At 34.6% G+C, this 21,863-nt stretch carries 24 protein-coding genes; 16 read left to right on the top strand and 8 right to left on the bottom strand.

Annotated elements, in window-relative coordinates; all coding sequences use genetic code 11:
• Window positions 1-43: 43 nt before the first annotated feature.
• The 3 genes from LCF45_RS16310 (at window position 44) to LCF45_RS16300 (ending at window position 1,862) form a co-directional block, all read left to right on the top strand.
• Window positions 44-1,084 (top strand): ROK family transcriptional regulator, encoded by a 1,041-nt coding sequence (locus tag LCF45_RS16310; protein WP_078203910.1) that lies wholly within the window; start codon window positions 44-46, stop codon window positions 1,082-1,084.
• Between the two features lie 45 nt (window positions 1,085-1,129).
• Window positions 1,130-1,510: a VOC family protein gene (locus LCF45_RS16305; RefSeq protein ID WP_002128301.1), complete on the top strand. Its 381-nt coding sequence runs from the start codon at window positions 1,130-1,132 to the stop codon at window positions 1,508-1,510.
• 97 nt (window positions 1,511-1,607) lie between these two features.
• Window positions 1,608-1,862: a YbeF family protein gene (locus LCF45_RS16300; RefSeq protein ID WP_078203909.1), complete on the top strand. Its 255-nt coding sequence runs from the start codon at window positions 1,608-1,610 to the stop codon at window positions 1,860-1,862.
• 118 nt (window positions 1,863-1,980) lie between these two features.
• Here LCF45_RS16300 and LCF45_RS16295 read toward each other — a convergent pair whose 3' ends face one another.
• Window positions 1,981-2,430, bottom strand: a complete 450-nt coding sequence (locus tag LCF45_RS16295) for an NUDIX hydrolase (protein WP_002128299.1) — start codon at window positions 2,428-2,430, stop codon at window positions 1,981-1,983.
• 17 nt (window positions 2,431-2,447) lie between these two features.
• The gene (locus LCF45_RS16290) at window positions 2,448-3,287 is read right to left on the bottom strand and encodes a DUF2785 domain-containing protein (protein ID WP_002013997.1); all 840 of its coding nucleotides are present in this window, start codon (window positions 3,285-3,287) and stop codon (window positions 2,448-2,450) included.
• Between the two features lie 123 nt (window positions 3,288-3,410).
• Between LCF45_RS16290 and LCF45_RS16285 the strand changes: the two genes are divergently transcribed.
• The 3 genes from LCF45_RS16285 (at window position 3,411) to LCF45_RS16275 (ending at window position 6,213) form a co-directional block, all read left to right on the top strand.
• Complete coding sequence (locus tag LCF45_RS16285) at window positions 3,411-4,133, top strand: GNAT family N-acetyltransferase (RefSeq protein ID WP_002128297.1); 723 nt, start codon at window positions 3,411-3,413, stop codon at window positions 4,131-4,133.
• A 180-nt stretch (window positions 4,134-4,313) separates the two neighbouring features.
• A complete protein-coding gene (locus LCF45_RS16280) occupies window positions 4,314-5,345 on the top strand; it encodes a tyrosine-protein phosphatase (RefSeq protein WP_002128296.1) in 1,032 nt (343 codons plus the stop codon).
• 157 nt (window positions 5,346-5,502) lie between these two features.
• Window positions 5,503-6,213, top strand: coding sequence for a YjjG family noncanonical pyrimidine nucleotidase (locus LCF45_RS16275; protein WP_078206700.1), 711 nt, complete (start codon window positions 5,503-5,505; stop codon window positions 6,211-6,213).
• A gap of 497 nt (window positions 6,214-6,710) precedes the next feature.
• On the opposite strand, the gene LCF45_RS16270 is transcribed toward LCF45_RS16275, so the two are convergent.
• Complete coding sequence (locus LCF45_RS16270) at window positions 6,711-7,208, bottom strand: DinB family protein (protein ID WP_002128293.1); 498 nt, start codon at window positions 7,206-7,208, stop codon at window positions 6,711-6,713.
• Window positions 7,209-7,744: 536 nt separating this feature from the next.
• Between LCF45_RS16270 and LCF45_RS16265 the strand changes: the two genes are divergently transcribed.
• On the top strand, window positions 7,745-8,707 hold the full coding sequence (locus LCF45_RS16265; RefSeq protein WP_263892973.1) for a tubby C-terminal domain-like protein: 963 nt from the start codon (window positions 7,745-7,747) through the stop codon (window positions 8,705-8,707).
• Window positions 8,708-9,008: 301 nt separating this feature from the next.
• Here the strand turns inward: LCF45_RS16265 and LCF45_RS16260 are convergent, their stop codons facing one another.
• Together LCF45_RS16260 and LCF45_RS16255 are read right to left on the bottom strand one after the other, a co-directional pair.
• The gene (locus LCF45_RS16260) at window positions 9,009-9,209 is read right to left on the bottom strand and encodes a helix-turn-helix transcriptional regulator (RefSeq protein WP_002084410.1); all 201 of its coding nucleotides are present in this window, start codon (window positions 9,207-9,209) and stop codon (window positions 9,009-9,011) included.
• Window positions 9,197-9,556, bottom strand: coding sequence for a DUF3796 domain-containing protein (locus LCF45_RS16255; protein WP_002033294.1), 360 nt, complete (start codon window positions 9,554-9,556; stop codon window positions 9,197-9,199). The genes LCF45_RS16260 and LCF45_RS16255 overlap by 13 nt, the downstream gene beginning before the upstream one ends.
• A 331-nt stretch (window positions 9,557-9,887) precedes the next feature.
• Here LCF45_RS16255 and LCF45_RS16250 point away from each other — a divergent pair, with 331 nt between their 5' ends.
• From LCF45_RS16250 to LCF45_RS16225, 6 genes are all read left to right on the top strand, one after another.
• Entirely contained in the window at window positions 9,888-10,082 is a 195-nt protein-coding gene (locus tag LCF45_RS16250) for a hypothetical protein (protein WP_002128286.1), read from the top strand.
• 88 nt (window positions 10,083-10,170) lie between these two features.
• Window positions 10,171-10,896 carry an ABC transporter ATP-binding protein gene (locus LCF45_RS16245; protein WP_002033261.1) on the top strand — a complete coding sequence of 242 codons (726 nt, stop codon included), beginning with the start codon at window positions 10,171-10,173 and terminating at the stop codon, window positions 10,894-10,896.
• Window positions 10,889-12,553 (top strand): putative ABC transporter permease subunit, encoded by a 1,665-nt coding sequence (locus LCF45_RS16240; protein WP_002128285.1) that lies wholly within the window; start codon window positions 10,889-10,891, stop codon window positions 12,551-12,553. Before LCF45_RS16245 ends, LCF45_RS16240 begins: the two co-directional genes overlap by 8 nt.
• 56 nt (window positions 12,554-12,609) lie before the next feature.
• Window positions 12,610-13,368, top strand: a complete 759-nt coding sequence (locus tag LCF45_RS16235) for an SDR family oxidoreductase (protein WP_063226515.1) — start codon at window positions 12,610-12,612, stop codon at window positions 13,366-13,368.
• Between the two features lie 336 nt (window positions 13,369-13,704).
• Entirely contained in the window at window positions 13,705-14,418 is a 714-nt protein-coding gene (locus LCF45_RS16230) for a hypothetical protein (RefSeq protein ID WP_078206702.1), read from the top strand.
• A 375-nt stretch (window positions 14,419-14,793) separates the two neighbouring features.
• A complete protein-coding gene (locus LCF45_RS16225) occupies window positions 14,794-14,946 on the top strand; it encodes a hypothetical protein (RefSeq protein WP_002128281.1) in 153 nt (50 codons plus the stop codon).
• A 372-nt stretch (window positions 14,947-15,318) separates the two neighbouring features.
• Here the strand turns inward: LCF45_RS16225 and LCF45_RS16220 are convergent, their stop codons facing one another.
• A complete protein-coding gene (locus LCF45_RS16220; RefSeq protein WP_002128279.1) occupies window positions 15,319-15,693 on the bottom strand; it encodes a winged helix-turn-helix transcriptional regulator in 375 nt (124 codons plus the stop codon).
• 128 nt (window positions 15,694-15,821) lie between these two features.
• Here LCF45_RS16220 and LCF45_RS16215 point away from each other — a divergent pair, with 128 nt between their 5' ends.
• On the top strand, window positions 15,822-16,502 hold the full coding sequence (locus tag LCF45_RS16215) for an NAD(P)H-dependent oxidoreductase (protein ID WP_078203905.1): 681 nt from the start codon (window positions 15,822-15,824) through the stop codon (window positions 16,500-16,502).
• An 84-nt stretch (window positions 16,503-16,586) separates the two neighbouring features.
• On the opposite strand, the gene LCF45_RS16210 is transcribed toward LCF45_RS16215, so the two are convergent.
• Window positions 16,587-18,260, bottom strand: a complete 1,674-nt coding sequence (locus tag LCF45_RS16210; protein ID WP_078206703.1) for an alkaline phosphatase — start codon at window positions 18,258-18,260, stop codon at window positions 16,587-16,589.
• Window positions 18,261-18,527: 267 nt separating this feature from the next.
• On the opposite strand from LCF45_RS16210, the gene LCF45_RS16205 reads away from it, so the two are divergent.
• A complete protein-coding gene (locus tag LCF45_RS16205) occupies window positions 18,528-19,580 on the top strand; it encodes a pyruvate kinase (protein WP_078203903.1) in 1,053 nt (350 codons plus the stop codon).
• Window positions 19,581-19,943: 363 nt separating this feature from the next.
• The gene (locus LCF45_RS16200; protein WP_002013967.1) at window positions 19,944-20,225 is read left to right on the top strand and encodes a DUF1292 domain-containing protein; all 282 of its coding nucleotides are present in this window, start codon (window positions 19,944-19,946) and stop codon (window positions 20,223-20,225) included.
• Between the two features lie 157 nt (window positions 20,226-20,382).
• On the opposite strand, the gene LCF45_RS16195 is transcribed toward LCF45_RS16200, so the two are convergent.
• Window positions 20,383-21,678 (bottom strand): histidine--tRNA ligase, encoded by a 1,296-nt coding sequence (locus LCF45_RS16195; protein ID WP_078203902.1) that lies wholly within the window; start codon window positions 21,676-21,678, stop codon window positions 20,383-20,385.
• Window positions 21,679-21,863: the final 185 nt, after the last annotated feature.

Here is a 21,863-nt window from a genome sequence, read left to right as displayed (position 1 = left end):
TTAAAAGTGTTTAATAAGTATGTTGATTAAGGTGGTGAGCGATTTGAGTGAACAATTTGTTACTCAAAAATCGATTAAAGAGACGATCCTTCGCGGCATTCGTACAGCTCTTCTAGAGCAAGGTAGTGCAACGAAAGTTGAACTTAGTAATACATTAGAAATCAGTTTTCCAACTGTGAGTAAATTTATAGAAAAAATGAAACAAGACGGAGAAATCACTCTAGTCGGTTTAGATGATTCAAGTGGCGGAAGAAGAGCGAAACGATATGCGTATAATCCGGAATATATGTTAGGTTTAGCGATATTTTTAGAAAAAAATGAGACGAACTATACAATTTTTAACTGTTTAGGGGAAGTAAAAGAACAAGGAAGTACTTCAAGTGTATTAATTGATACTGGCGTAAACCTATTATCTAAACATATAGAAAGTCTTATAGCTACATTTCCGAAAATAAGCTCTATATCAATTGGTGTGCCCGGTTCGGTTGATAATGGTCGTATTTTTTATATACCTGGTTATGAAAAGTTTCAGAATTTTAATTTGAAAAGTCACTTGGAGGACCTGTTTTCTATACCTGTAGTAATAGAAAACGATATGAATGCCGCAGTCCTTGGCTATTATAAAAACACTGGAAATGATGATAATTCATCTCTTGTATATTTGTATTCAGGTCAAAATGGTCCAGGTGCAGGTATTATGATAAATGGAGATGTGGTAAGAGGAAGTACCTTTTTCTCAGGAGAGATATCTTTCGTTCCGCAGTATGATAATAAAAATTTCTTACAAGCTTTGAGAAGTGGAGATGAAGTGAGAGATTCTAATAATCCAGAGAAATATAATATAGATGCTATTACCCGTTTAATCTCTGCATTTATAGCTATTATTAATCCTCATGTGTTTATTTTCTGTAACGATGAAGTGAATCAATTTGTAATAGATCAAATTGTAAAAAGTTGTCCGAAGTACATTCCAGCGGAACATATTCCAAAAATAACAGTGAGCGATTGGAAAGAAGATTATTTATATGGATTAAAAAGTCTTGGACTTGATCTGATGATAACAAGAACAAGCAAAGAAAATTAAATATCAAATTGTTGGTTGAATACTGTAAAAGAAAAGGTGTCGATTATGAAAATTGAACATGTAGCAATTTGGGTAAATGATTTAGAAGGAATGCGTGATTTCTATAAACAGTACTTTGGTGGTGAAGAAAATAGCTTATATCACAATTCGAAAAAGCAGTTTGAATCTTATTTTATAACTTTTGAAGGTGGAGCGCGTCTAGAACTTATGAGACAAGTAGGGATAGACGGTAAAACACAAGTACAAACAATAGGATATGCGCATATTGCTTTTTCTGTAGGTAGTAAAGAAAAAGTGAACGAATTAACTAATACATTAAGAGAAGCAGGATACCCTGTGTTAAACGGCCCGCGTACTACAGGGGATGGTTACTATGAAAGTGTAGTAAGTGATCCTGAAGGAAATCAGATTGAGATAACAATCTAACATTATATTTATTAATAACTGATAAAAAATAAAACTTTGTTGTTCCCCAAAATGTTTACGAGAAACCTATTATTTCTTCAGAAAGGGGGACATAACAGTGAGTGAATTCATTTTTATTTTCTGTATATATCCATTGCTTATTTTTATTTTTTCAATAACTGGGACATATAAATTAGGTACATTTTATGTGATGCCAATGGTAATATTTCTCATTTTTCTTATGTTAAATGTTACATTGTATGATCCATCATTTTTCTTTTGGGTGGGCATGTATACTATTTTTTCATTCATTACTTCTTATATAACACTCTTATTTGTAAGGGGATATACAGCTGTAGAAAGTGAACGTTAATATCATTTGGTTATTTTTGGGGGAATAGGGATTTATGCTGAACGATAACAACCTCATTTCGCGTTATCATGACGGGAAATGAGGTTGTTTTATTTCTATATACAATATGTAATGTTTTTTAATTGGAGTGCTGAAACTCCCTAATAATACGTTCAATAACTGGATGAAGAGTAATAGGTAACTCATCAAGCGGAAAGAAGCGTAATTCTTTTGACTCAGTTTGATCACATATAAGCTGACCGTGGAATTCTCGGCAAATATAAACAACGAGTACACCATGTACTTGATCGCCGTTTGGATAGATTTGAAAGAAATCAGGTCCTGAGTATGTACGGAATAGTTCTGGATTTTTAATGATAAGTCCAGTTTCTTCATATACTTCTCGTTGTAAAGCGTCTTCTAACGTTTCGTTATATTCTAAGGCGCCACCAATAATGCCCCAGCGATTAAAATCTGTACGGAGCTGCAATAATATTTCATTTTTCTCATTTAATATAATGGCGTGTGATCCGATTAAAATGAGTGGATGATTTCCTACTAGATTTCTCATGTCCTCAATATAGCCCATAATTCTTCTCCTTATATTTAATAATAATTAGGCAGTTCTTTTAACATTTTTTCTGTTTTACGTGCTGTAAATGCTAAGTTATGATCATCTTTTGTTCTAAAAAATAATGTGCGTAAAAAGATTTTAATGTTTGCGCATAAAATACAATACTCATTAAGGGAAAGGCGTTTTCTAATTTGAGGAAGCCTTTTTATTTTTTTATAAATAATTGAAATTAACTCATCTTGCGGGAAGTCATGATATAGCATAGATAGTAACGGTGTAACAATTCGTTCATCTTCATTATTATGAAAAAGATCCGATGGGATGAAAATTTTATTTAATAAACAATGAATTAATTCCTCGTACCATTCAAAGGTCGTATAGGAATTGTGAACAATTTCAGAAAAGGCATCAGATACGTGGGCAAGACAATGAGCCCATCCTTTATTTTCAATATAGCCTCGAAAATCCATTTCTAAGTTTGTGTATGTAATGAGTTTGTTTTTTATTTCTTCGATATCCTCCTCTGTAAAAAAGTAGTGCGAGTTAGCGAATTGGAGTATTAATGCAAGTAACGAAACAGTATAAGAACGTGTGAAAACCCCATCTGTAAGTGGGGAGTGAATGTCACAATATAAATACTCATCACTTAAACAAGTTTGTAGAAGTAATTTCAACTGATCATCCATAAGGAATTCATGATGAATGAAATGTGCAAAACATTTATATATAAGTTGGTAACGAACGTAACTATCAGTTGTTCCGATATACTGAAGCATATTGAGCGTTAACTCATTAATATCTATATGTTGCAGTTGCGTATAGTCATTTTGTTGTATAAGCTCTAACTGTTGTTGCAGCGCTGTAATATCCAATGGAGAACCTCCTCCGCACTTTAAAGATGCGATGTTTTCTAGTATTCTATATATTCAAGGACAATCCTGCTCATGCAAGGAGAACAAGTAGAAATTCGAGTATGACATAGATGAGGGAAGTATATGATGACTATAGAACAGTTAGAAAAACATTTTAAAATAAGAAAAAATGCTTCTTCTATAATGATAAAAGAAAATGATGCAGAGGTTTTTACAGAAGAGCAATTAGAAGAGATAATGCAATATTGCGTTGCTGAAGCTGAAAAAGATGGAATAGAAGAATTTCAATTTGAGATTTCTTCAAAAAGCCCAAATTATGATGTGTATAAGAAATGTTTCGAAACGTATTCATTTGAATATATTACTGAAAACATGATTGTATTTAAGGATATATATGAAGTGGAAGATATAAAAAGTGATATTGATTTTAAGCTTATTGAAGAGATGGGCGAAGACGCTTTTTATTCACTGTGGAATGAAGTGACGGGAGAACAAATCGATTATGATCAATTTGTAAATACGATGCTACAAGAAATAGGTGGGCAATGGAAAGAACATTGTTTAACAGCAAGTATCGATGAAGAGCCAATAGGAATTGTAATCCCGCATATTGAAAGAGGTACGTTAGAAGAAGGAAAACTTATGTATTTCGCAGTCGCTCCAAATATGCGAAATAAAGGGTATGAAGCAGCATTCTTTACAGGGGCAATGTTTGTCTTAAAAGAAATAGGCGCATCTTATTATATTGGCGAGACAAATGTACAAAACGAGTGGATGAAGGATGTCTTTGAAAAGAACGGATGTCAGCAGCTGAGCTCTACTGAGCGATATGTGAGAAGGTTTTAGAAGGATGGATGGCTTACTCTCTCGAACTCATTTAGCGGGAATCCGTGTACAACTTATGAACAAGTAAAAGAACTTTTTGCATGTTTGTAAGATAAAAAGAAAAATCGAAACGACAAAGTAAGCGTTCCTATAATACAATAGAGAAGGATTAGACTATACGAAGAAAGCGTTGGTGAAAGTATGAAGCAACAAAGAAATTGGCTACAAGCAACTGTAGAACGAAATGAAGATAATACGTTACATATAAAGTGGGAAAATAATATAGAAGAAGTTCGTATTTATTGGAGTACTTCACCAAATCATATTGAAGAAAATGGAGAATTACTTGTAACAGTAAGTGGGGATTCAGCATGTACAATTGAAAACCCGAGTGAAAATGAGCGTCCATATTTTAGGTTAGTAGGAAGTAATGGACAAGCAGTGACAGTAGCTGAGCGTAGATTACCATTACAAGGTGCGTTTAACTTCCGTGATATGGGAGGATATGAAACGACTGAAGGCCGTAAAGTAAAATGGGGTAAATTGTATCGTTCTGAAGAATTAGCAGGATTAACAGAATGGGATATCGAGTATTTACAGAAGTCTAGCTTAAAATTAATTTGTGACTACCGTACAGATTTTGAAGTGAAGCATAAGCCGAACCCAAGTGTTACAGGTGCTCGTCAAGTGTGCTTACCAGTTATGCAAGACTTGGCGAAAGACTTGAATATAAATGAATTTTTCCAAGTTGGTGACCTTTCTATGTTAGGGAAACCAGGCGAGTATCTTGTGAAAATGAATCAAGATTTCGTAAGTGGTAATGAAGCATTCGTGAGCTTCTTAAAACTGGCGCAAAACCCGGAAAACTTACCGTTAGTAAACCACTGTACAGCTGGAAAAGACCGTACAGGATTTGGCTCAGCATTATTATTACTTTTACTAGGTGTACCGGAAAAAACAGTAATGGAAGACTACTTACTAAGTAACGGTTTCCGTGAAAAGTTAAATGAAAAAATGATGGCCTTTTTAGGTGCGAAATTACAGAACGACGAAAGTAGAGCAATATTAGGTGCAATGTTTGAAGCACGTGCTGAGTATTTACAAGCTGCGATTGATGAAGTTAAAAAGCAATATGGATCAGTGGAAGCATACGCTGAAAAAGCTCTTGGCTTTACGAAAGAATCGTTAGAGGAAATGAAAGTGTTATTGCTAGAAGATAAAGTGAAACTTTAATCAGTGTGGGGGCATCCACACTGATTATTAGCCTTCACCAATCGGACTGCCCGTTAATGCGGGATAAATAATGAGGAGGGAGGCTGATTGGATTAGCCTCCTTTTATTATTGTTGCTATAATTAAGCTATGAGAATATAGGAATTGAGGCGAACATCATGAAATACAAAGTAATACTATTCGACGTAGACGATACATTATTAGATTTCCCTAAAACAGAAAGAAACGCATTACATAACGCGTTTGTACAATTTGGCATGCCTACAGGGTATAATGATTATCTTGCAAGTTATAAAGAGATTAGTAATGGATTATGGAGAGATTTAGAGAATAAAATGATTACGCTAAGTGAATTAGCGGTAGATCGATTTAGACAATTATTTGCTCTTCATACTCTAGAAGTAGATGCGCAGCAATTTAGTGATGTATACCTTGAAAACTTAGGAAAAGAAGTACATCTTATAGATGGTGCAGTGAAACTATGTGAGAATCTTCAAGATTGTAAGTTAGGTATCATTACGAATGGATATACAAAAGTGCAACAATCTAGAATTGGAAATTCGCCTTTATGTAACTTCTTTGATCATATTATTATTTCTGAAGAAGTCGGCCATCAAAAACCAGCGCGTGAGATTTTTGATTATGCTTTTGAGAAGTTTGGGATTACTGATAAATCAAGTGTACTAATGGTTGGAGATTCGCTAACTTCTGATATGAAAGGCGGAGAAGATTACGGTATTGATACGTGTTGGTATAATCCGAGTTTAAAAGAGAATACGACGAGTGTTAAGCCGACTTATGAAGTGGAGAACCTGCTACAAATTTTAGAAATTGTGGAAGTGGCGGAAGAAAAGGTAGTCTCATTTTAATCTTGTTAAGATTTGTCGAATAGTTGATATATTGTAAGTTACGGTAGATGTATTTGAAAATCGTGCATATAATTTCATATACTAAGATATGAGACAAAAAAGATGGCACCAAGTCAAAACAATTTTACTGAAAGAAAACAGAAATAAAATTAGAACTATTTAAACAAGCTGGAATTGAAATTGAGGATTAATGTGGAGAAGGTTTTGGAAAACAGAAATAACACAAAATAATATATTTAGCTGTTTGTAATTGGTCATTACAAACAGCTAAAAAAACGATTGCCTCTTAGGATCCAAGCAATCGTTTTTTTATTTTTTTCGGAGATGAAATTTGTATTTTTATACCCTATCTCCATCAAGTTTAAAAAATGTTTGTTCCCCAGTAATGAAAAAAATGAATTTAATTCTCATAAATAACTGTAAAGTGGTAAAAATTTCGTTTTGGGTGTAATTCAAAATCTTAAGTTAATGGGCATGGAGTGGAACCCTTTCCTTGTTTAGACCGGATATCCGCCTGTTGGCGGTGGCCAAGCACTAAATAATCTGCGAATCAGCACAATTTCTCCTAAATGGTAGGAGTTATGAGATGCAATATTCCGTAGAACACCGCCAGGGGTTTCACCAGGCCATTCCTCCAATGTTTTGTCCAATTGAACAGTTTGGGCGATCGTGCATGCCTGTTCAATCCCTTGAAGAAAATACTGAATAATCTGTTGCCACTCTTCCTCACTGCCAGGGCATTCTTCTTCAGGCCAGCTCTCTTTTACATGGGCAGGCAATGTAGGCTTCTTCCCCTGAGCGGATAATAAGAGAAAATCTTGCCAATAGGTCATGTGTTTCACTAATTGATAAATAGAATAAGGCAGTTCCTCTCTGCGTTTTCCCGCAAGCGCCACGTCTATATCCGATAAAGCATTCTTGATGGGAAGATGTCCTCGTTCTCCTCTTAACGATTTTACTAATGCCTGGCTAAACGCTTTATTTGATTGCTCCATAATAACTGACTCCCATCCTGTTTTATTTTCTAATTTGCTGATGTTATGATTCCGTCTTTTTTATATGTACTAAATAAATTATAGAAGCTTTACGACTATTAAGAGAAAGTAAAATAAGGCAAGAATCACTGACTTCTTAACGTACAGGAAATCGTAGGTTTTTATTTGATTAGTACCTTAATGTACAATTGTATTAACAGATAAATCAAAGGTTCGAATGACAACATTCAGGTCTGCGTTAATGTCAGCCACTTTTGATTTTAGCTTTTCCGATCCCTCCTGAATTTTATCCAATTGATTTTATTGTGAATGAACTATGAGTTGATTATAATAATTAGAGTGAACTCTAAGTCAAGAAAAAAATAATAAAAGGATAGTTATTCTATTATGAGGGAGTTCGCGAAGCAAAAATAGCGCTACTATACTAAGGTCTTTCACGTGTTATAATGCGATAATTAAATATTCATATATACATAGTTTCTCAGAGTGATGCGATGTCATGTATGAGCTGTGTAACAACTAGAGGTGAGTGAAGGATGTTAACGTTTTTATTTGAGTTAGACAAGGCTATCCCGCAGAAGGATGAGCCACGGTATGCCGCTTATGCAAATGGCTTTATTGAAGGAGATTTAACAATTCGCGTGAGTGACAGCGTATTTTTTCAGAAGTCATGCATGAAGGTTGCAGAGCTTGGCATTTATTTAGGACAGTGGATGGAACAAGTGCAACATGGGCAGAAAGAACAATTGAATTATGAAACGAGTGACCGTGAGGAAGTAATTCTCGGATTCGTATATGAAGAGGAAGGTCAGTGGAGAGTTTTTTCCAGTTGGCAGCAATTTGAACTTCAAGAGCGTATATCAACTACAACATTAGTAGAGAGCGTTCAACGCTATTTATATGAGCTAAATAAGGAACTGCGCGCGATAGGATATCCTGTGACGTTTGATCAGTACTTAAGAGGAGAGCGAATGATGCAGCTTTCTTATAAACGACTGTGTGATAGTAAAGCGGATACGACTTCGATAGAGGTTTACAATGGAAGCGAAGGAGTAGGCGCAGTACGGGGCTATTATAAAAATACGTTGATGAAAGTGCTAGACCTCATTCCGAAAGTCGGTAGTAATATCATTTATGAAATAAAGGATAGTAAGAACAATATTCGCGTCATTGCAAAGGATGTAAGTAGGCAGCGTCAAAGAAGGATTTTAGTAACGTACATCGATAATAATGATGCAGAGCATAAAATACTTGTATGTGACGGAAAGTTATTAGATGCAAATTTCTTATTTACTTTTACATATAAGACAGAAGAATATGTTGTTCACAAAACTTCAATTGGGCTTGGAAAATTATTACGAAACGGCTATGTAATCGCAGATTGGAATATTCGTCTTGAGGAAGATATGTATTATATCGAGATGGATGTATATGATGAGGATTATATAGAGGATCAATACTTACTGTTAGGTGTATTTCATGCTGTTTTGTATGGGTGATAAAGTGAAACTTTAATCAGTGGGGGTCTTATTGCCCGTAAATAGTGGGATAAATGAGAAGTACCGGTATTCTTCATGGAAAGAATACTGGTATTTTTTATGTGGTTCTGGAAAAAGTACGGTATTTTCGTTGCAACATACTGGTCGCTTTGATGAATGTAGTGATAAAAACCATAAAAAATAGGCGTATCAAGCAAAGTGTTGATACACCTTAAAACTACATTGTTAAACAACATGCGTCGTCTAGTATATCTTTAATTACTTTAGATTCAGTATTATATATTAAACTTGGTGCCCTTTATTAATCCTCAAAAATAAAAACCTCATCAATCGTACTATGAAGTGCTCTCGCTATATCATGAGCAAGCTGTAAGGAAGGGTTATACTTTCCTTTTTCGAGATGGCTAATCGTTTCACGACGTACACCAACTTTTTTCGCTAAATCTTCCTGCGTCATATGTACTTTGGCGCGGTATTCTTTTATCTTCGTTACGAACGCCATGGTGCATCTTCCATTTCATCAACTGGTTTATCGTAAAAGAAGGTAGAGAATCCGAATGTAAGAATGAGTGTGCTGAAAATAAGAGCAATATCAATCTCTTGTAGTGTAGGATTCGGAAATAACATTTCAATAAAGATAATGATAGCGGTAGTTAATAACGTAACGATAAAGGCGTTGCGGCAAGATTTATTGACGATTTGTTCAAATAGTTCATCGTGTTGAACTTTTCTATACGTCGTGAAAAAGGAGAAGAAACAGAACATAGTAAACAATCCTTTTTCATAAAAAAATCCGAGAAACCCAAAGAAACCGAGAAATCCTAAATATTTTATCCAAGTCGTTTTCATGATAGATTCTCCTTTCGATGTTAGAAATAAAGTGAAACTTTAATCAGTGGGGGGTGTTCATCCCCCACTGATTATTAGCCTTCACCAATCGGGCGTTTACGGGCAGCAGGGCTCCCACCTAACTTCTTTGCTCCAGCCGAATTTTGAGGTGGGAGTCTTACTGCCAGTTAATGTGGGATAAATCACTATATGTTATAAATATATCACATATGGAAATTCATAGTAATAATAGTTTTGCGATTTATTTCATAATAATAGTAAAAAAGGTTAAATATTCTGTAAAATAAAAAGGGAAATATCGTAAAATGGATGTAAGGAGGGGGAGGACGAAATGTTAACTGGGATAATGATCGTTATATTACTTGTAGTTATTACTGTAATTGGAACGGTGTTAATTGGGCGAAATGGTGATGCGAATTATAGTAAAGCGACAAAAGGAAATATTAAACGACTTACGATGATTTATATAATACTAGCCGTTGTTTTAATCGTTGGATTAGGAATTTATATTTATTTTAAAGGTTAAAAAAACTGAAAAATGTAAAAATCTAAAAATATAAGTATGCTATAATATTAATATAGTTAATTGGTAATTAAGGAAAGGATTGGATGTAATGATCGAAATTTTGAATGTGTCAAAAAGTTATAATGGATCTACCTATGCAGTAAAAGATTTAAGTTTATCTGTACCGAGTGGAGAAATATTTGGGTTTTTAGGACCGAATGGTGCGGGTAAATCAACGACAATTAAGATGATTACTGGTATTCATGGGGTGGACAAAGGAACCATTACAATCAACGGTAAAGATATTATGAAAAATCCGATGGAAGCGAAGAAAACATTTGGCTATGTTCCAGATAGCCCGGATATGTTTTTACGATTAAAAGGGATTGAATATTTAAACTTTATGGCTGATATGTATGAAGTACCGAAGGAAGTAAGACAAGAACGAATAGAGTCATTAGCGAAGAAGTTTGATCTGTACAATGCTTTATCTGATCAAATTCAAAGTTATTCACACGGTATGAGACAAAAGATTGTTATTATCGGTGTGCTCGTACATGAACCAGATGTGTGGATTTTAGATGAACCGTTAACAGGTCTTGATCCGAAATCTGCATATATTTTAAAAGAAATGATGAGAGAACATGCAGATAAAGGGAAGATTGTATTTTTCTCGACACACGTATTAGAAGTAGCTGAAAAAATATGTGACCGCGTCGCGATTATTAATAAGGGAAATCTTCAGTTTAAAGGGAATTTAAATGAAATGAGAGATCATTTTGAATCCAATGAATCACTTGAAAAAATGTTCTTGGAGATGACGGGCAATGAGTAAAATTTTGACGTTAACGAAAGTATTATTGAAATTAAATTATGCAGATTTCATAACAGATAAAAAGAAAAGATGGGCGTATTTATTTTCATTTGCAGCCATTTTATTTGTAGGTTTTTTAATATTTGGTTCGATGACCCATGGAATATATGAAGGAATGATACACCTCGGACAGGATCCAGGAATTGTTATTGCGATGGGATTAGCAGTTGCTAGTATATGGGTATTTTTGATGAGTATTATGAACATTTTAACAGTGTTTTACTATAGTAATGATGTTGAAATGTTGCTACCGTTACCGTTAAAACCAGCGCAAATTATTTCGGCAAAGTTCTTTACAGTGTTAATTACACAATATGTAATGAGCTCGTTTATTTTATTGCCTATCTTTATTACTTACGGTTTAAAGAGTGGTGCTTTCATTACATATTACATTTATATGATTGTCATTTACTTATTCTTCCCGATCATTCCGCTAGTTTTAGCTTCGTTAATTATGACAATTATTATGAGGTATACGAATATAGCGAAAAATAAAGATCGAGGAAGTATATTTATTGGAATCGTAAGTATACTATTTATCGTCGGAATCAATGTATTTATGCAATGGAGAAATAAAAGTGCAGTATCTGGAGCTGGAGATTCAGTTGCGAATTATCTTACAAATAATCAATCCTCCCTTTTCATACAAATGACAAATTATTTTCCAACTACATATTTTGGTGCAATGGGATTAGTAGAAAATGCATCGTGGAAGGGAATATTATACGTACTAATATACATTCTTATTTCTATCGCATTTTTCGGTTTGTTTTATTACATTGCAGAGCGTACATATTTAAAAGGGGTTATTGGACTTTCAACGAGTACAGCAAAGAAAGAGGTAATTTCAGCAGAAGGTTTACAGAAATCAACAGTACAAAGTTCTCATTTAAAAGCATATGTGAAAAAAGAATTTAAAACGTTATTCCGTACGCCACAATTTTTCTTAAATTGTATTGTGCAAACTTTCGTTATGCCAATTATGCTGTTCTTTGTTTTGTTTGTACAAGATGGAAATTTAAAATGGATTACGGAATATATTGATAATCCAGAATCAGCAGGTTTCGCAATTGGTGTTGGCCTTTGTGCATCCTTATTTTTAATGGGGAGTAACGTTATTGCAACAACGTCATTCTCACGAGATGGAAGCTCTTGGTTTGTGAATCGTTACTTACCAGTAAAGGCTTCGGATATCTTTTTTGCGAAAGCGATAACGGCCTGGTTAATTAATGTAGTCATTTTAGGAGTATTCGGTATTACAATGGCATTTGTAGCAGGTATTTCGCCAGTCTTCATGATACTTTGGTTCTTACTAAGTGCGAACGGTTTATTGTTAATTAATTTAATCGGTACACGCTGGGATGCACAAACTGCAGATATTCATTGGGATACAGAACAGAAATTATTTAAAAGTCGATATACAACTTTGTGGAATTTTTTAGCTAATATTTTAATAGCTTTAGTTATTGTAGCGGGTGTAAGTGTATTATACTTCTTCCTTCAAGTAGGACTTTGGATTATGTTTATCGTTTTATTTGTAATGTTTACGATTGTAAATTATATCTTTATTAAAATTTTAAAATTAGGCGCTGAGCGTATATTGTCAAATATTAATTAAAAAGGTAGATCCTCTGTATTCGTGCAGGGGATTTATCCATAGATGGAGGAGAAAAGGTGAAGAAAATAGCAATTGTAACAGGGGCAACTCGTCTGAATGGAATTGGTGCAGCTGTATGCAAGGTGCTTGCTCAAAATGGGATAGACATTTTTTTCACGTACTGGCCTCGGTATGATAAAGCGATGCCATGGGGAATGAATGATCAAGAGCCCTTTTTGTTGAAAAAGGAAATTGAAAGTTACGGCGTTCGATGTGAAATGGCAGAAATCAACTTATCGCAGTCTTATTCGCCTAATCGTGTATTGTATATGGTATCAGAACGTTTAGGGGATCCATCTATTCTTATTAATAATGCGGCGTATTCTACTCCTACGAAAATTAAAGAGTTAGATGTAGAACAGCTAGATAAACATTATACGGTTAATGTTCGTGCTCCTATGCTATTAAGTTCATTATTTATTAAACATTTTTCACTTAAAACGAGTGGAAGTATTATAAATCTTACTTCTGGGCAGTCATTAGGCCCGATGCCAGATGAACTAGCATACGTAGCAACAAAGGGAGCAATAGAAGCATTTACAAAGTCAGTTGCACCAGTTGCTATGGAGAAGGGGATTACAGTCAATGCTGTTGATCCAGGACCAACGAATACAGGATGGATTACAGAGGAATTACAGCATCATTTAGTATGGAAATTCCCGCAAGGAAGAGTTGGAGAACCGGTGGATGCGGCACGCTTAATTGCTTTTTTAGTAAGTGAAGAAGCGAAGTGGGTTACTGGGCAAGTCATTCATTCGAACGGTGGTTATTCATAAAAATATTATGTTAACAAGTGTTGAGAAATAAAAAAATTAGTAATTATTTTGTTTTTTGTATAAATAAAATGTCAAGAAAGATAAAAAATTGATAGGGGAGTATGTTGTCATTTGTAGATTGTAAATCTTCATGTGACAACATACTCTTTTTCTTTTGCTACAGAGGAGGAAAATGTAGTAGAAAAAACTCGAATATTAAAATGAATTTATCGTTTTTTGTACGTATTATTATGAAGATTACTGTCGGAAAGATGGTGATTCGTATGAAAAGGGATTTTTTAAGGGGAAATAGAATCGTAAAGAGAAGGATAAAATTGTAAACATAGGGGGATTTTTATGAAAATGAAAAAGGTCGCTATCGCATCAGTAGCAATTGGTACAATGCTTACAATGGCAGCTTGTAGTACCTCCACAGATAAAGATGCAGCGAAGAAGGATCAGGCAACTGCACAAAATGAAGAGCAATCGAAAACGACAAGTGCAGATGAAGCGTCAAAAACAACAAAAGATACTGAAAAAGACACAAATACTTCTTCGAATGAAAAAACAGATAAGGATGCAAAAAATACAAAGGAATCATCAGGAACAGAAAGTAACGGCAAAACAACAAAAGAAAAAGAAACGACAGGAAAAACGAATGATCAAACTACTAGCGGAAAAACGAATGATCAAACTACTAGCGGAAAAACAACAGATCAAAGTACAAGTACAAACAATAACGGAAAAACAACGAAAGATCCGAAGAAAAACGTCGCTGTGAAAACAAATGTAAAAGAAGTCGTTACATTAATTGAAAGCTTGGACAAGCAATTAGCTGCAAATCCTAAATTAGAAACAGTTAATAAACTTGGAAAACAAATTAATGAGAAGTGGGATGTCATTGAAAAAGAGCTAGAAGCATCACATCCGACTGAATATAAAACAATTGGCCAAAGTATGTATCCGTTAATTGTAGGAGCGGAGAAAGAAAAAATCGATATTAATAAAATGAAGTCATTAACGACGAAAACGAAAAAAGATTTAAATCAATTATTAACGAAGCTTTCATAGTTTCAAAAGCCTACTCGAGTGAGTAGGCCTTTTTAGTTTGTTGTACATTCTCGTTTGGTGTTAAGAAATAAAGACTTCATTTAAAAGAAACATCACAATGATAAAAAAGAGTGATAACTATTAAAGATATTTTTTGATAGGAAGTCATATAAAACGCTCCCTTGTATTTATATTTGCAATTTAGTAGTTTTTAAAGTTCATTATTTTCTACAAAAATTTCATTTTGTAGAAAAGGAGAATGAATTGAGATGTACGATAAAGAGGAAGTTTATGATGAAGAAATTGCACCGTTAATGCAGCAGATTCTTGAAATCTGTAAAAGAGAAGAACTTCCAATGGTCGCACAATTTTATTTAGCGGAAGAGTCTCCATACAGTGGCTGTTCAACCATTATATTGTTCGTCAGCAATTGTTCAGGGAGAACATAATGAAGAAGAAGGCATTCAGCAGTTACAATCAATTGCTCAAATTATGAAATACGGAACAAATGGACCACCAGTAGTAATGACGGCAATGATTCGAAAATAAAAAAGCAGCTAACAAAAGCTAGTTGCCCGACTCTCCAAGGGGGAACAAGGAGAAAATCTAATGTCATGTATAGCATTGACGGAATATTGAATTTTATTCAAGGGGGGCTTATTTTTAAATGTAATTTAGGGTTGGTTCCAGAAAATTGACATACCACAAAAATATAAAATTATTAAAAGGACAATTACTATGAAAGCAATTAAAGAAACTTTCTTCCATAAATTTTTCATCAGTAGACCTCCTTTATGAAGAATATTAACACTTTTCCAGAATCTGACCCAAATAATCCTTTTACTCAAAAAAAAATCGCCTGTATACTAAGAGGCAATCTTTTTTGAGTTGTTTGTAATGGCTAATTACAGGTTTTAAATACTATTTAGTGTTATTTCTACTTTCCAAAACCTGCTCCATATTATTAGTCGCCCATTCCATCATTAAAAGGATAATTGGACGTAGCGACTCGCCTAGTTCGGTTAACGAATATTCTACTTTAGGAGGTACTTCACGATATACCTCCCGATGTACGATGCCATCTGCTTCAAGTTCTCTAAGTTGAAGTGTTAACATTCTTTGGGTGATATTAGGTTTTAATCTTTTTAATTCATTAAATCGTTTCTTACCATCTAATAAATGATAAAGAATAACACCTTTCCATTTTCCGCCAATAACCTCGACGATAGCTTCTACTGGACAAGAATATTTATTTAAAAATGGATAATTTACATCATCTTCTTTTGAACTAATCATAAAAAGACTCTCCCTTAACAATAGTATCTTTTTTGATACTATAGCACATAAATGTGGCGTACTTGTATCATTGTTACTTTGAAAATATAATTTGGTTAAATAATAATTTAATGAAAAGGGGATCTTTTATGACTAACATAAAACAAAATACAAAACAAAAAATTATTGAGGCTTTTAACTTTAGACATGCATGTAAAGAATTTGATCCTATGAAGAAAATTTCAGAAGATGATTTTAAATTTATTTTAGAAACAGGAAGATTATCCCCTTCTTCTTTTGGATATGAGCCTTGGAAATTTATTGTGGTACAAAATAAAGAATTAAGAGAAAAGCTATTACCATATTCATGGGGAGCAGGTGGACAGCTTTCAACAGCAAGTCATTTTGTCATTGTTCTTTCAAGAACCATCAAAGATATGCACTATGATGCAGAGTATATTCAGCACATGATGAAAGATATTATTGGATTGCCTGAAGAAGCCCAACAAATGAGATATGAATTCTTCAAAAAATTCCAAGAATCGGATTTTAAATTGTTAGACTCCGAACGTGCTGTATTTGATTGGTCATCAAAGCAATCTTATATTGCTTTAGCTAATATGATGACTAGTGCAGCTCAAATCGGTATTGATTCTTGTCCAATGGAAGGATTCGATAAAGAAAAAGTAGATTCTTTACTTCGTCAAGAAGGAATTTTAAAAGATGATAATCTTGAGGTATCAGTTATGGTAGCATTTGGATACCGTAAAGGAGAACCAAAATTTAATAAAACAAGACAAACTATGGATACTATTGTTGAATGGATTTAATAAGATAAATTTGTATCCATATAACGAAAAAAACGCTACCCTGTCTATAGAAAGGATAGCGTTTTTTTATGTCTGTTTTTAAATTTAGCGAGAATGCTTTGTGAATAGTTGAATTGCCTTTTCAGGTACATAGAATTTCCCGTTGCTTTCTACAACGATGCCTCCTAATTCATAATCTTTCCCACCAATATATATAATGCTTTTATTAACAAACAATTTGGCCTCCGTATTATTGCGTTTTACTACAAGCACCGGGTTTCGTACATCTTTTTTGTCAATCGTTACAGTTGCACCAATTTGTTTAAAGGATGTTTCAGCATCTAAGAATAATTTCTTAGATAATTCTTCTAATTGAAAGCCCATTGCTTTGGCCATTATTTTCGCAATGTCTGTATTTTGGACTAAACCGTATGGCTTTTGAGGACCGTAAGAGTATAAGAATACATCTTCACCCGTATGACCACCAGTTGTAAAACCGATGTTCGCACGGTTGGCCAATAATTTAGTAAGGATTGGACCTACATCAGTTTTCTTTTGTGCAGCTTTTAACAGCTCTTTTTCATTATCAGTTAGGCCGTCTAAACCGTAAAGTGCAGCGACCTCTTTTATATTAGATAAATCATCTTTTAGTTTATTTGTAGCACCTTCAAGTGTCATTTTCGCCTTTTTCAGTGGGGCAATGTAAGCTGATACTGGTGTAGTATCATAGCCTTTTGTGGTATTGCTGTTACCAATGGAAATACCGCTATTACCATGATCCGCTAAAGCAATGACCATAGTGTTACCGTCTTTCTTCGCAAATTCTAATGCTTCTGTAACTGCATCATCAAATGCCAATACATCGCTAATCATCCCGATTGGATCATTTGCATGTGCTGCCCAATCTGCCTTACTACCTTCTACAAATAAGAAGAAACCATCTTTATCTTTTGATAATGTTTGAATTGCTTTTCTCGTCATCTGGGAAAGAGTTGGCTGCTTAGGATTGGTTATTCTACGATCCATATCGAACGCAAGGGCAGTATTAGAGAAAGAACCCCAGATTTTATTTGATTTGGAGTTTAATAACGCATCTTTTGTTTCGACAAAGTCGTACCCTTTGTCTTGAATCACTTTTACTAAATCTTCGTTGTCTTTACGAATTCCGTTGCTTGTCGTAGGCTGAAGTGCTGCTTTTCCACCACCTAATACAACTTCTATATTTTGATACACTTGCTGTTCACCAAGTACTTCGAAATCTTTACGGTTAACGTGGTGGGCAGAGAAACTAGCCGGAGTAGCATGTTGAATTTCTGATGTAGCAATGATTCCTGTCGCGCGGCCGGAACGTTTTGCGCCTTCTAAGACGTTGGCAACTGGACGAAACTTGCATTCTTCTTTCACTGGTTCTAAGCCAGGTGAATTCACAACAGAAGGTAATACGCCCACGTAGCCTGAATTTGATTTATTTCCTGTCGCTAAAGCTGTGGCTGCTGGTGCAGAGTCCGTAATAGCCGATTCTGCTGAGTATGTACGAACACCTCCGGATACAATTTGATCTAGCGCAAGAGGTGAACCTTTGTACCACCGGGCTAATGTTGTAGCAGAAGAACTTGTCCCATCTATAACCATGAAAATCACATTTTTAGGTTGCTTTCCTGCTTTTTTTACCTCAGCTTTTACCTCATTATCGTTCATTATGATTCCTGTTGCTAATGTAAATAGTGCTACCGTTCCCGCTAATGTTAGTCCCATTATTTTTTTTCGAAGAGTAGTCATTGTGGTTCCTCCATAGGTCGTTTTCGATATCCCAATCTAACGTTCGTATGTAAACAAGATTTATTATTAGTAGTACCCCATTGCAACGAAACTAACAATAACGATTGAGTCAAAATGTTGGGCACAAAAAGTTAAATTAAAGCTATTTCTTCAGCAAAATATTCTCTTCATATAAAACCTCTTTGCACCCTTAGTTACACGGTCTTTCCTATAAAAAGAATCTTCTCTTTATTTTATGGGAAACATTTAAAAAAGGATGGTGGGGACATGACAATTGATCGAGTTTGTACAATTGGGCCAGCGAGTAATAATGAAGAAACGTTAGCGCAGTTAATAAACAATGGTATGAAAATTGTTCGGTTAAATTTATCACATGGTACGCATGAAAGTCATAAAGACATCATTCGTTTAGTAAAATCGTTAGACGATTCTATTAAAATTCTAGGGGATGTACAAGGTCCTAAAATAAGATTGGGTGAAATGAAAGAAGAACAAATTACACTTGAAGCAGGGGAGTTATTTACTTTATATACCAATCCAGTGCAAGGGAATAAAGAAGAAGCAAGTGTTGATTATGTGGGGATTGCGAATGACGTAAAAGTTGGAAGTAGAATTCTTATTAATGATGGAGAAGTTGAGTTAATCGTTGAAAAGATAAGTTCGGAAAAAATAGAAACAAGAATAAAAACAGGTGGCAATATTTCCTCTCATAAAGGGGTGAACTTACCAGGTACAATTGTTAGTTTGCCAGCTATTACGGAGAAAGATAAAAAAGATATTCAATTTCTTCTAGAAGAGGAAGTTGATTTTATTGCGTGTTCTTTCGTTCGAAAACCTAGTCATATAAAGGAAATACGAAGTTTTATACATGAACATAAAGAAACTTCCCCAAATTTAATTGCAAAAATAGAAACGATGGAAGCAATCGAGAATTTTCAAGACATATGCAAAGAAGCGGATGGCATTATGATCGCAAGGGGAGATTTAGGTGTGGAATTGCCGTATCAATTTATTCCACTGTTACAAAAAATGATGATTCGTGAGTGCAATCGAACGAATACATATGTCATTACAGCGACACAAATGCTTCAATCTATGGTAGATCATTCTATTCCTACAAGAGCTGAGGTGACAGATGTATTTCAAGCTGTATTGGACGGGACGAATGCTGTTATGCTTTCTGCTGAAAGTGCGTCAGGAGATCATCCAATCGAAAGTGTGAAAACGTTACGTCTCGTTTCTGAATTCGCTGAGCATGTAAAAAAAGACGGTCCTTTTGCGATGAAAGATGTATTGGAATTGCTGCATAAGTCTCTTTAGTTTATATAGAAGGATTTATCTCTCATCCTAAAAACGTACGGAAAGGAATCAGGATAGGAGGTGCTATTTTAGTATTTACTTACAGATTGAAAGGTGGCATTCCAGCTGCCTATATGAAAGAACCATTATGGAACATGGAGGTCTTTCGGAAATCTAAAGAAGGATTTTAAATTAATTAATCCAATTATCTCATTTAAAATATGTTCATTCCTATTCATAAATGATATCCTTATAGTTGAATACTTTTGCTGAATCAGCAAGAATTTGTTGTTCTTTCTGTATGAATTCAACTTTTTTATGGAAAGATATGTTAGTAAGTGTGCAATTTGAACGTTTTATTTTTTAGAGTATGATAGGAGGAGAATGAATATGGAAGCAATTGAAGTAGGCGAAATTTTTAGTCTTACCGATGAGAATAATGAAGAACAGGAAGTTGAAGTGCTTGGAGCGATGGATGTCGAAGGTGCAGAATACATTGCGGTTGCCTTTGTAGAAGACATTCAAACAGAAACTGAGGAAGACATTGATATCTTCTTTTTAAAAGTAGAAGAAGATAATGAATTCTCATACATAGAGAATGACGAGGAATTTGAAAAAGTATCTGCGGCGTTCGAGAAGATTATGGACGAGCAAGAACAAGAATAATAATAAAAAGAGTTAGAAAAAAGAGGGAGATGCATATCTGCCCTCTTTTTTTATATGGTTGAAAATTACATTTATAGAAATCAATAATTATATTATGTAAACTGAATGACTCTTTATTTATGCACTAGAAAAACCACCCGAATGAGGGTGGCGCTTATTATATATAGTTATTAAATATGTTATTTTCCAAGGAAGAGAGGGGAATCTTCACTTCAGTACCTTCCTTCATATTACGCAATACAACTGTTTCTGTAGATAGTTCCTCTTCACCAATTATTAGCACATACGGGATATTTTCTTTATTTGCATAATTAAGGGCACGTTTCAATTTACGTCCGGCTAGTTCAAGTTCGACTTTTAAGGAAGTAGTAGAACGTAATTGCTGGGCAATTTGTAAGCATTGTAATTCTGTCCCGAGTGGGATGATAAATAAATCCGCTGTAGATGATATGGTTTCTTTCTGTGATAGTGCTGTATAAATAACGTCTAAACCGAATGAAATACCGACTGTTGGATAGTTCATATTATCACCACGGAATGCTCCGATAATATTATCGTATCGACCACCGCTACCGATGCTAGATGTAATCGTGCCATCTTTTAGAAAGATTTCATACACAGTGCCTGTATACATTGTGAGTCCTCTTGCTAAAAACGGATTGAATATCGTATTTTCATTTATTCCGAGAGCGAGTAAGTATTGCTGTAGTTGTTGCAATTCGTTTACTCCATCGGCGACAAGTGTATTATTGAAAGTGTCTTTAAAGTCGGCTATAGGGAGCTTTAGGCAAGATAAAACAGTATTACATATTGTATCGGACATTTCTACAGTAATCCCGCGCTCCAATACATCTTTTCGTACACCATCAATCCCAATCTTTTCAATTTTATCCAATGATAAAATTACGTCACTCGTTAGTTCAGTAGGGATGTTAATAGACTGGAGAATACCGTTTAACAATTTTCGGTTATTATATTGGATCGTTACTTCTAAGTTTAACGTTCGGAACAGCTCAAACGCCATGCTCATGAGTTCAGCTTCCGCCATGACTGATTCTACACCGACTATATCAACGTCACATTGAATGAACTCACGGAATCTTCCTTGTTTAATTGGCCCATCTCGAAATACTTTCCCAATTTCATAGCGTTTAAAGGGTAGGCGGATGTTCGGATTCATCGCCACGACTTTTGCGAATGGAATTGTTAAATCATAACGTAAGGCAAGATCGCGTTTTCCTTGATCCTTAAGTGTATATATTTCTTTTAAAATTTCATCGCCACCACCGTACTTGTAAGACATAAGCTCATACATATTTAACGTTGGTGTCTCTAAAGGTTTACAGCCATAACGTTCAAACGTATCTTCACAAGCTCTTTTAATTTTATTTCGTAGTACTTGTTCCTCTGGTAAATAGTCTTTTGTCCCTTTTACATTTTTCATTTCCACCATAATCACTCCTCTTTTAAATTAAAAAAAGCTATGCGGGTATAAAAATACCCACATAGCTTTATGAACGCTTCGTGGGTCAACAGGAAAAGCCCTGTACCCACGAAGAAAAATTTTTCTTCGGATACACGGCGTTACGTATGATGATGAAGTTGGAAAGACGTATTGAAAGTACACATATGAAATCT

The sequence above is a fragment of the Bacillus sp. 41-22 genome (assembly GCF_025809295.1).
GTDB lineage: Bacteria > Bacillota > Bacilli > Bacillales > Bacillaceae_G > Bacillus_A > Bacillus_A mycoides.
This window is presented reverse-complemented; position numbering and strand designations above follow the sequence as displayed.

Coding starts and splice junctions, on each gene's coding strand:
- LCF45_RS16240 (WP_002128285.1), top strand. CDS start 10,889: ATGAGTAAAATTTTGACGTTAACGAAAGTATTATTGAAATTAAATTAT.
- LCF45_RS16200 (WP_002013967.1), top strand. CDS start 19,944: ATGAATATGGAAGCAATTGAAGTAGGCGAAATTTTTAGTCTTACCGAT.
- LCF45_RS16220 (WP_002128279.1), bottom strand. CDS start 15,693: ATGATTAGTTCAAAAGAAGATGATGTAAATTATCCATTTTTAAATAAA.
- LCF45_RS16265 (WP_263892973.1), top strand. CDS start 7,745: ATGTTAACGTTTTTATTTGAGTTAGACAAGGCTATCCCGCAGAAGGAT.
- LCF45_RS16275 (WP_078206700.1), top strand. CDS start 5,503: ATGAAATACAAAGTAATACTATTCGACGTAGACGATACATTATTAGAT.
- LCF45_RS16205 (WP_078203903.1), top strand. CDS start 18,528: ATGACAATTGATCGAGTTTGTACAATTGGGCCAGCGAGTAATAATGAA.
- LCF45_RS16250 (WP_002128286.1), top strand. CDS start 9,888: ATGTTAACTGGGATAATGATCGTTATATTACTTGTAGTTATTACTGTA.
- LCF45_RS16255 (WP_002033294.1), bottom strand. CDS start 9,556: ATGAAAACGACTTGGATAAAATATTTAGGATTTCTCGGTTTCTTTGGG.
- LCF45_RS16285 (WP_002128297.1), top strand. CDS start 3,411: ATGATGACTATAGAACAGTTAGAAAAACATTTTAAAATAAGAAAAAAT.
- LCF45_RS16230 (WP_078206702.1), top strand. CDS start 13,705: ATGAAAATGAAAAAGGTCGCTATCGCATCAGTAGCAATTGGTACAATG.
- LCF45_RS16260 (WP_002084410.1), bottom strand. CDS start 9,209: ATGGCGTTCGTAACGAAGATAAAAGAATACCGCGCCAAAGTACATATG.
- LCF45_RS16270 (WP_002128293.1), bottom strand. CDS start 7,208: ATGGAGCAATCAAATAAAGCGTTTAGCCAGGCATTAGTAAAATCGTTA.
- LCF45_RS16305 (WP_002128301.1), top strand. CDS start 1,130: ATGAAAATTGAACATGTAGCAATTTGGGTAAATGATTTAGAAGGAATG.
- LCF45_RS16280 (WP_002128296.1), top strand. CDS start 4,314: ATGAAGCAACAAAGAAATTGGCTACAAGCAACTGTAGAACGAAATGAA.
- LCF45_RS16295 (WP_002128299.1), bottom strand. CDS start 2,430: ATGGGCTATATTGAGGACATGAGAAATCTAGTAGGAAATCATCCACTC.
- LCF45_RS16210 (WP_078206703.1), bottom strand. CDS start 18,260: ATGACTACTCTTCGAAAAAAAATAATGGGACTAACATTAGCGGGAACG.
- LCF45_RS16245 (WP_002033261.1), top strand. CDS start 10,171: ATGATCGAAATTTTGAATGTGTCAAAAAGTTATAATGGATCTACCTAT.
- LCF45_RS16195 (WP_078203902.1), bottom strand. CDS start 21,678: ATGGTGGAAATGAAAAATGTAAAAGGGACAAAAGACTATTTACCAGAG.
- LCF45_RS16215 (WP_078203905.1), top strand. CDS start 15,822: ATGACTAACATAAAACAAAATACAAAACAAAAAATTATTGAGGCTTTT.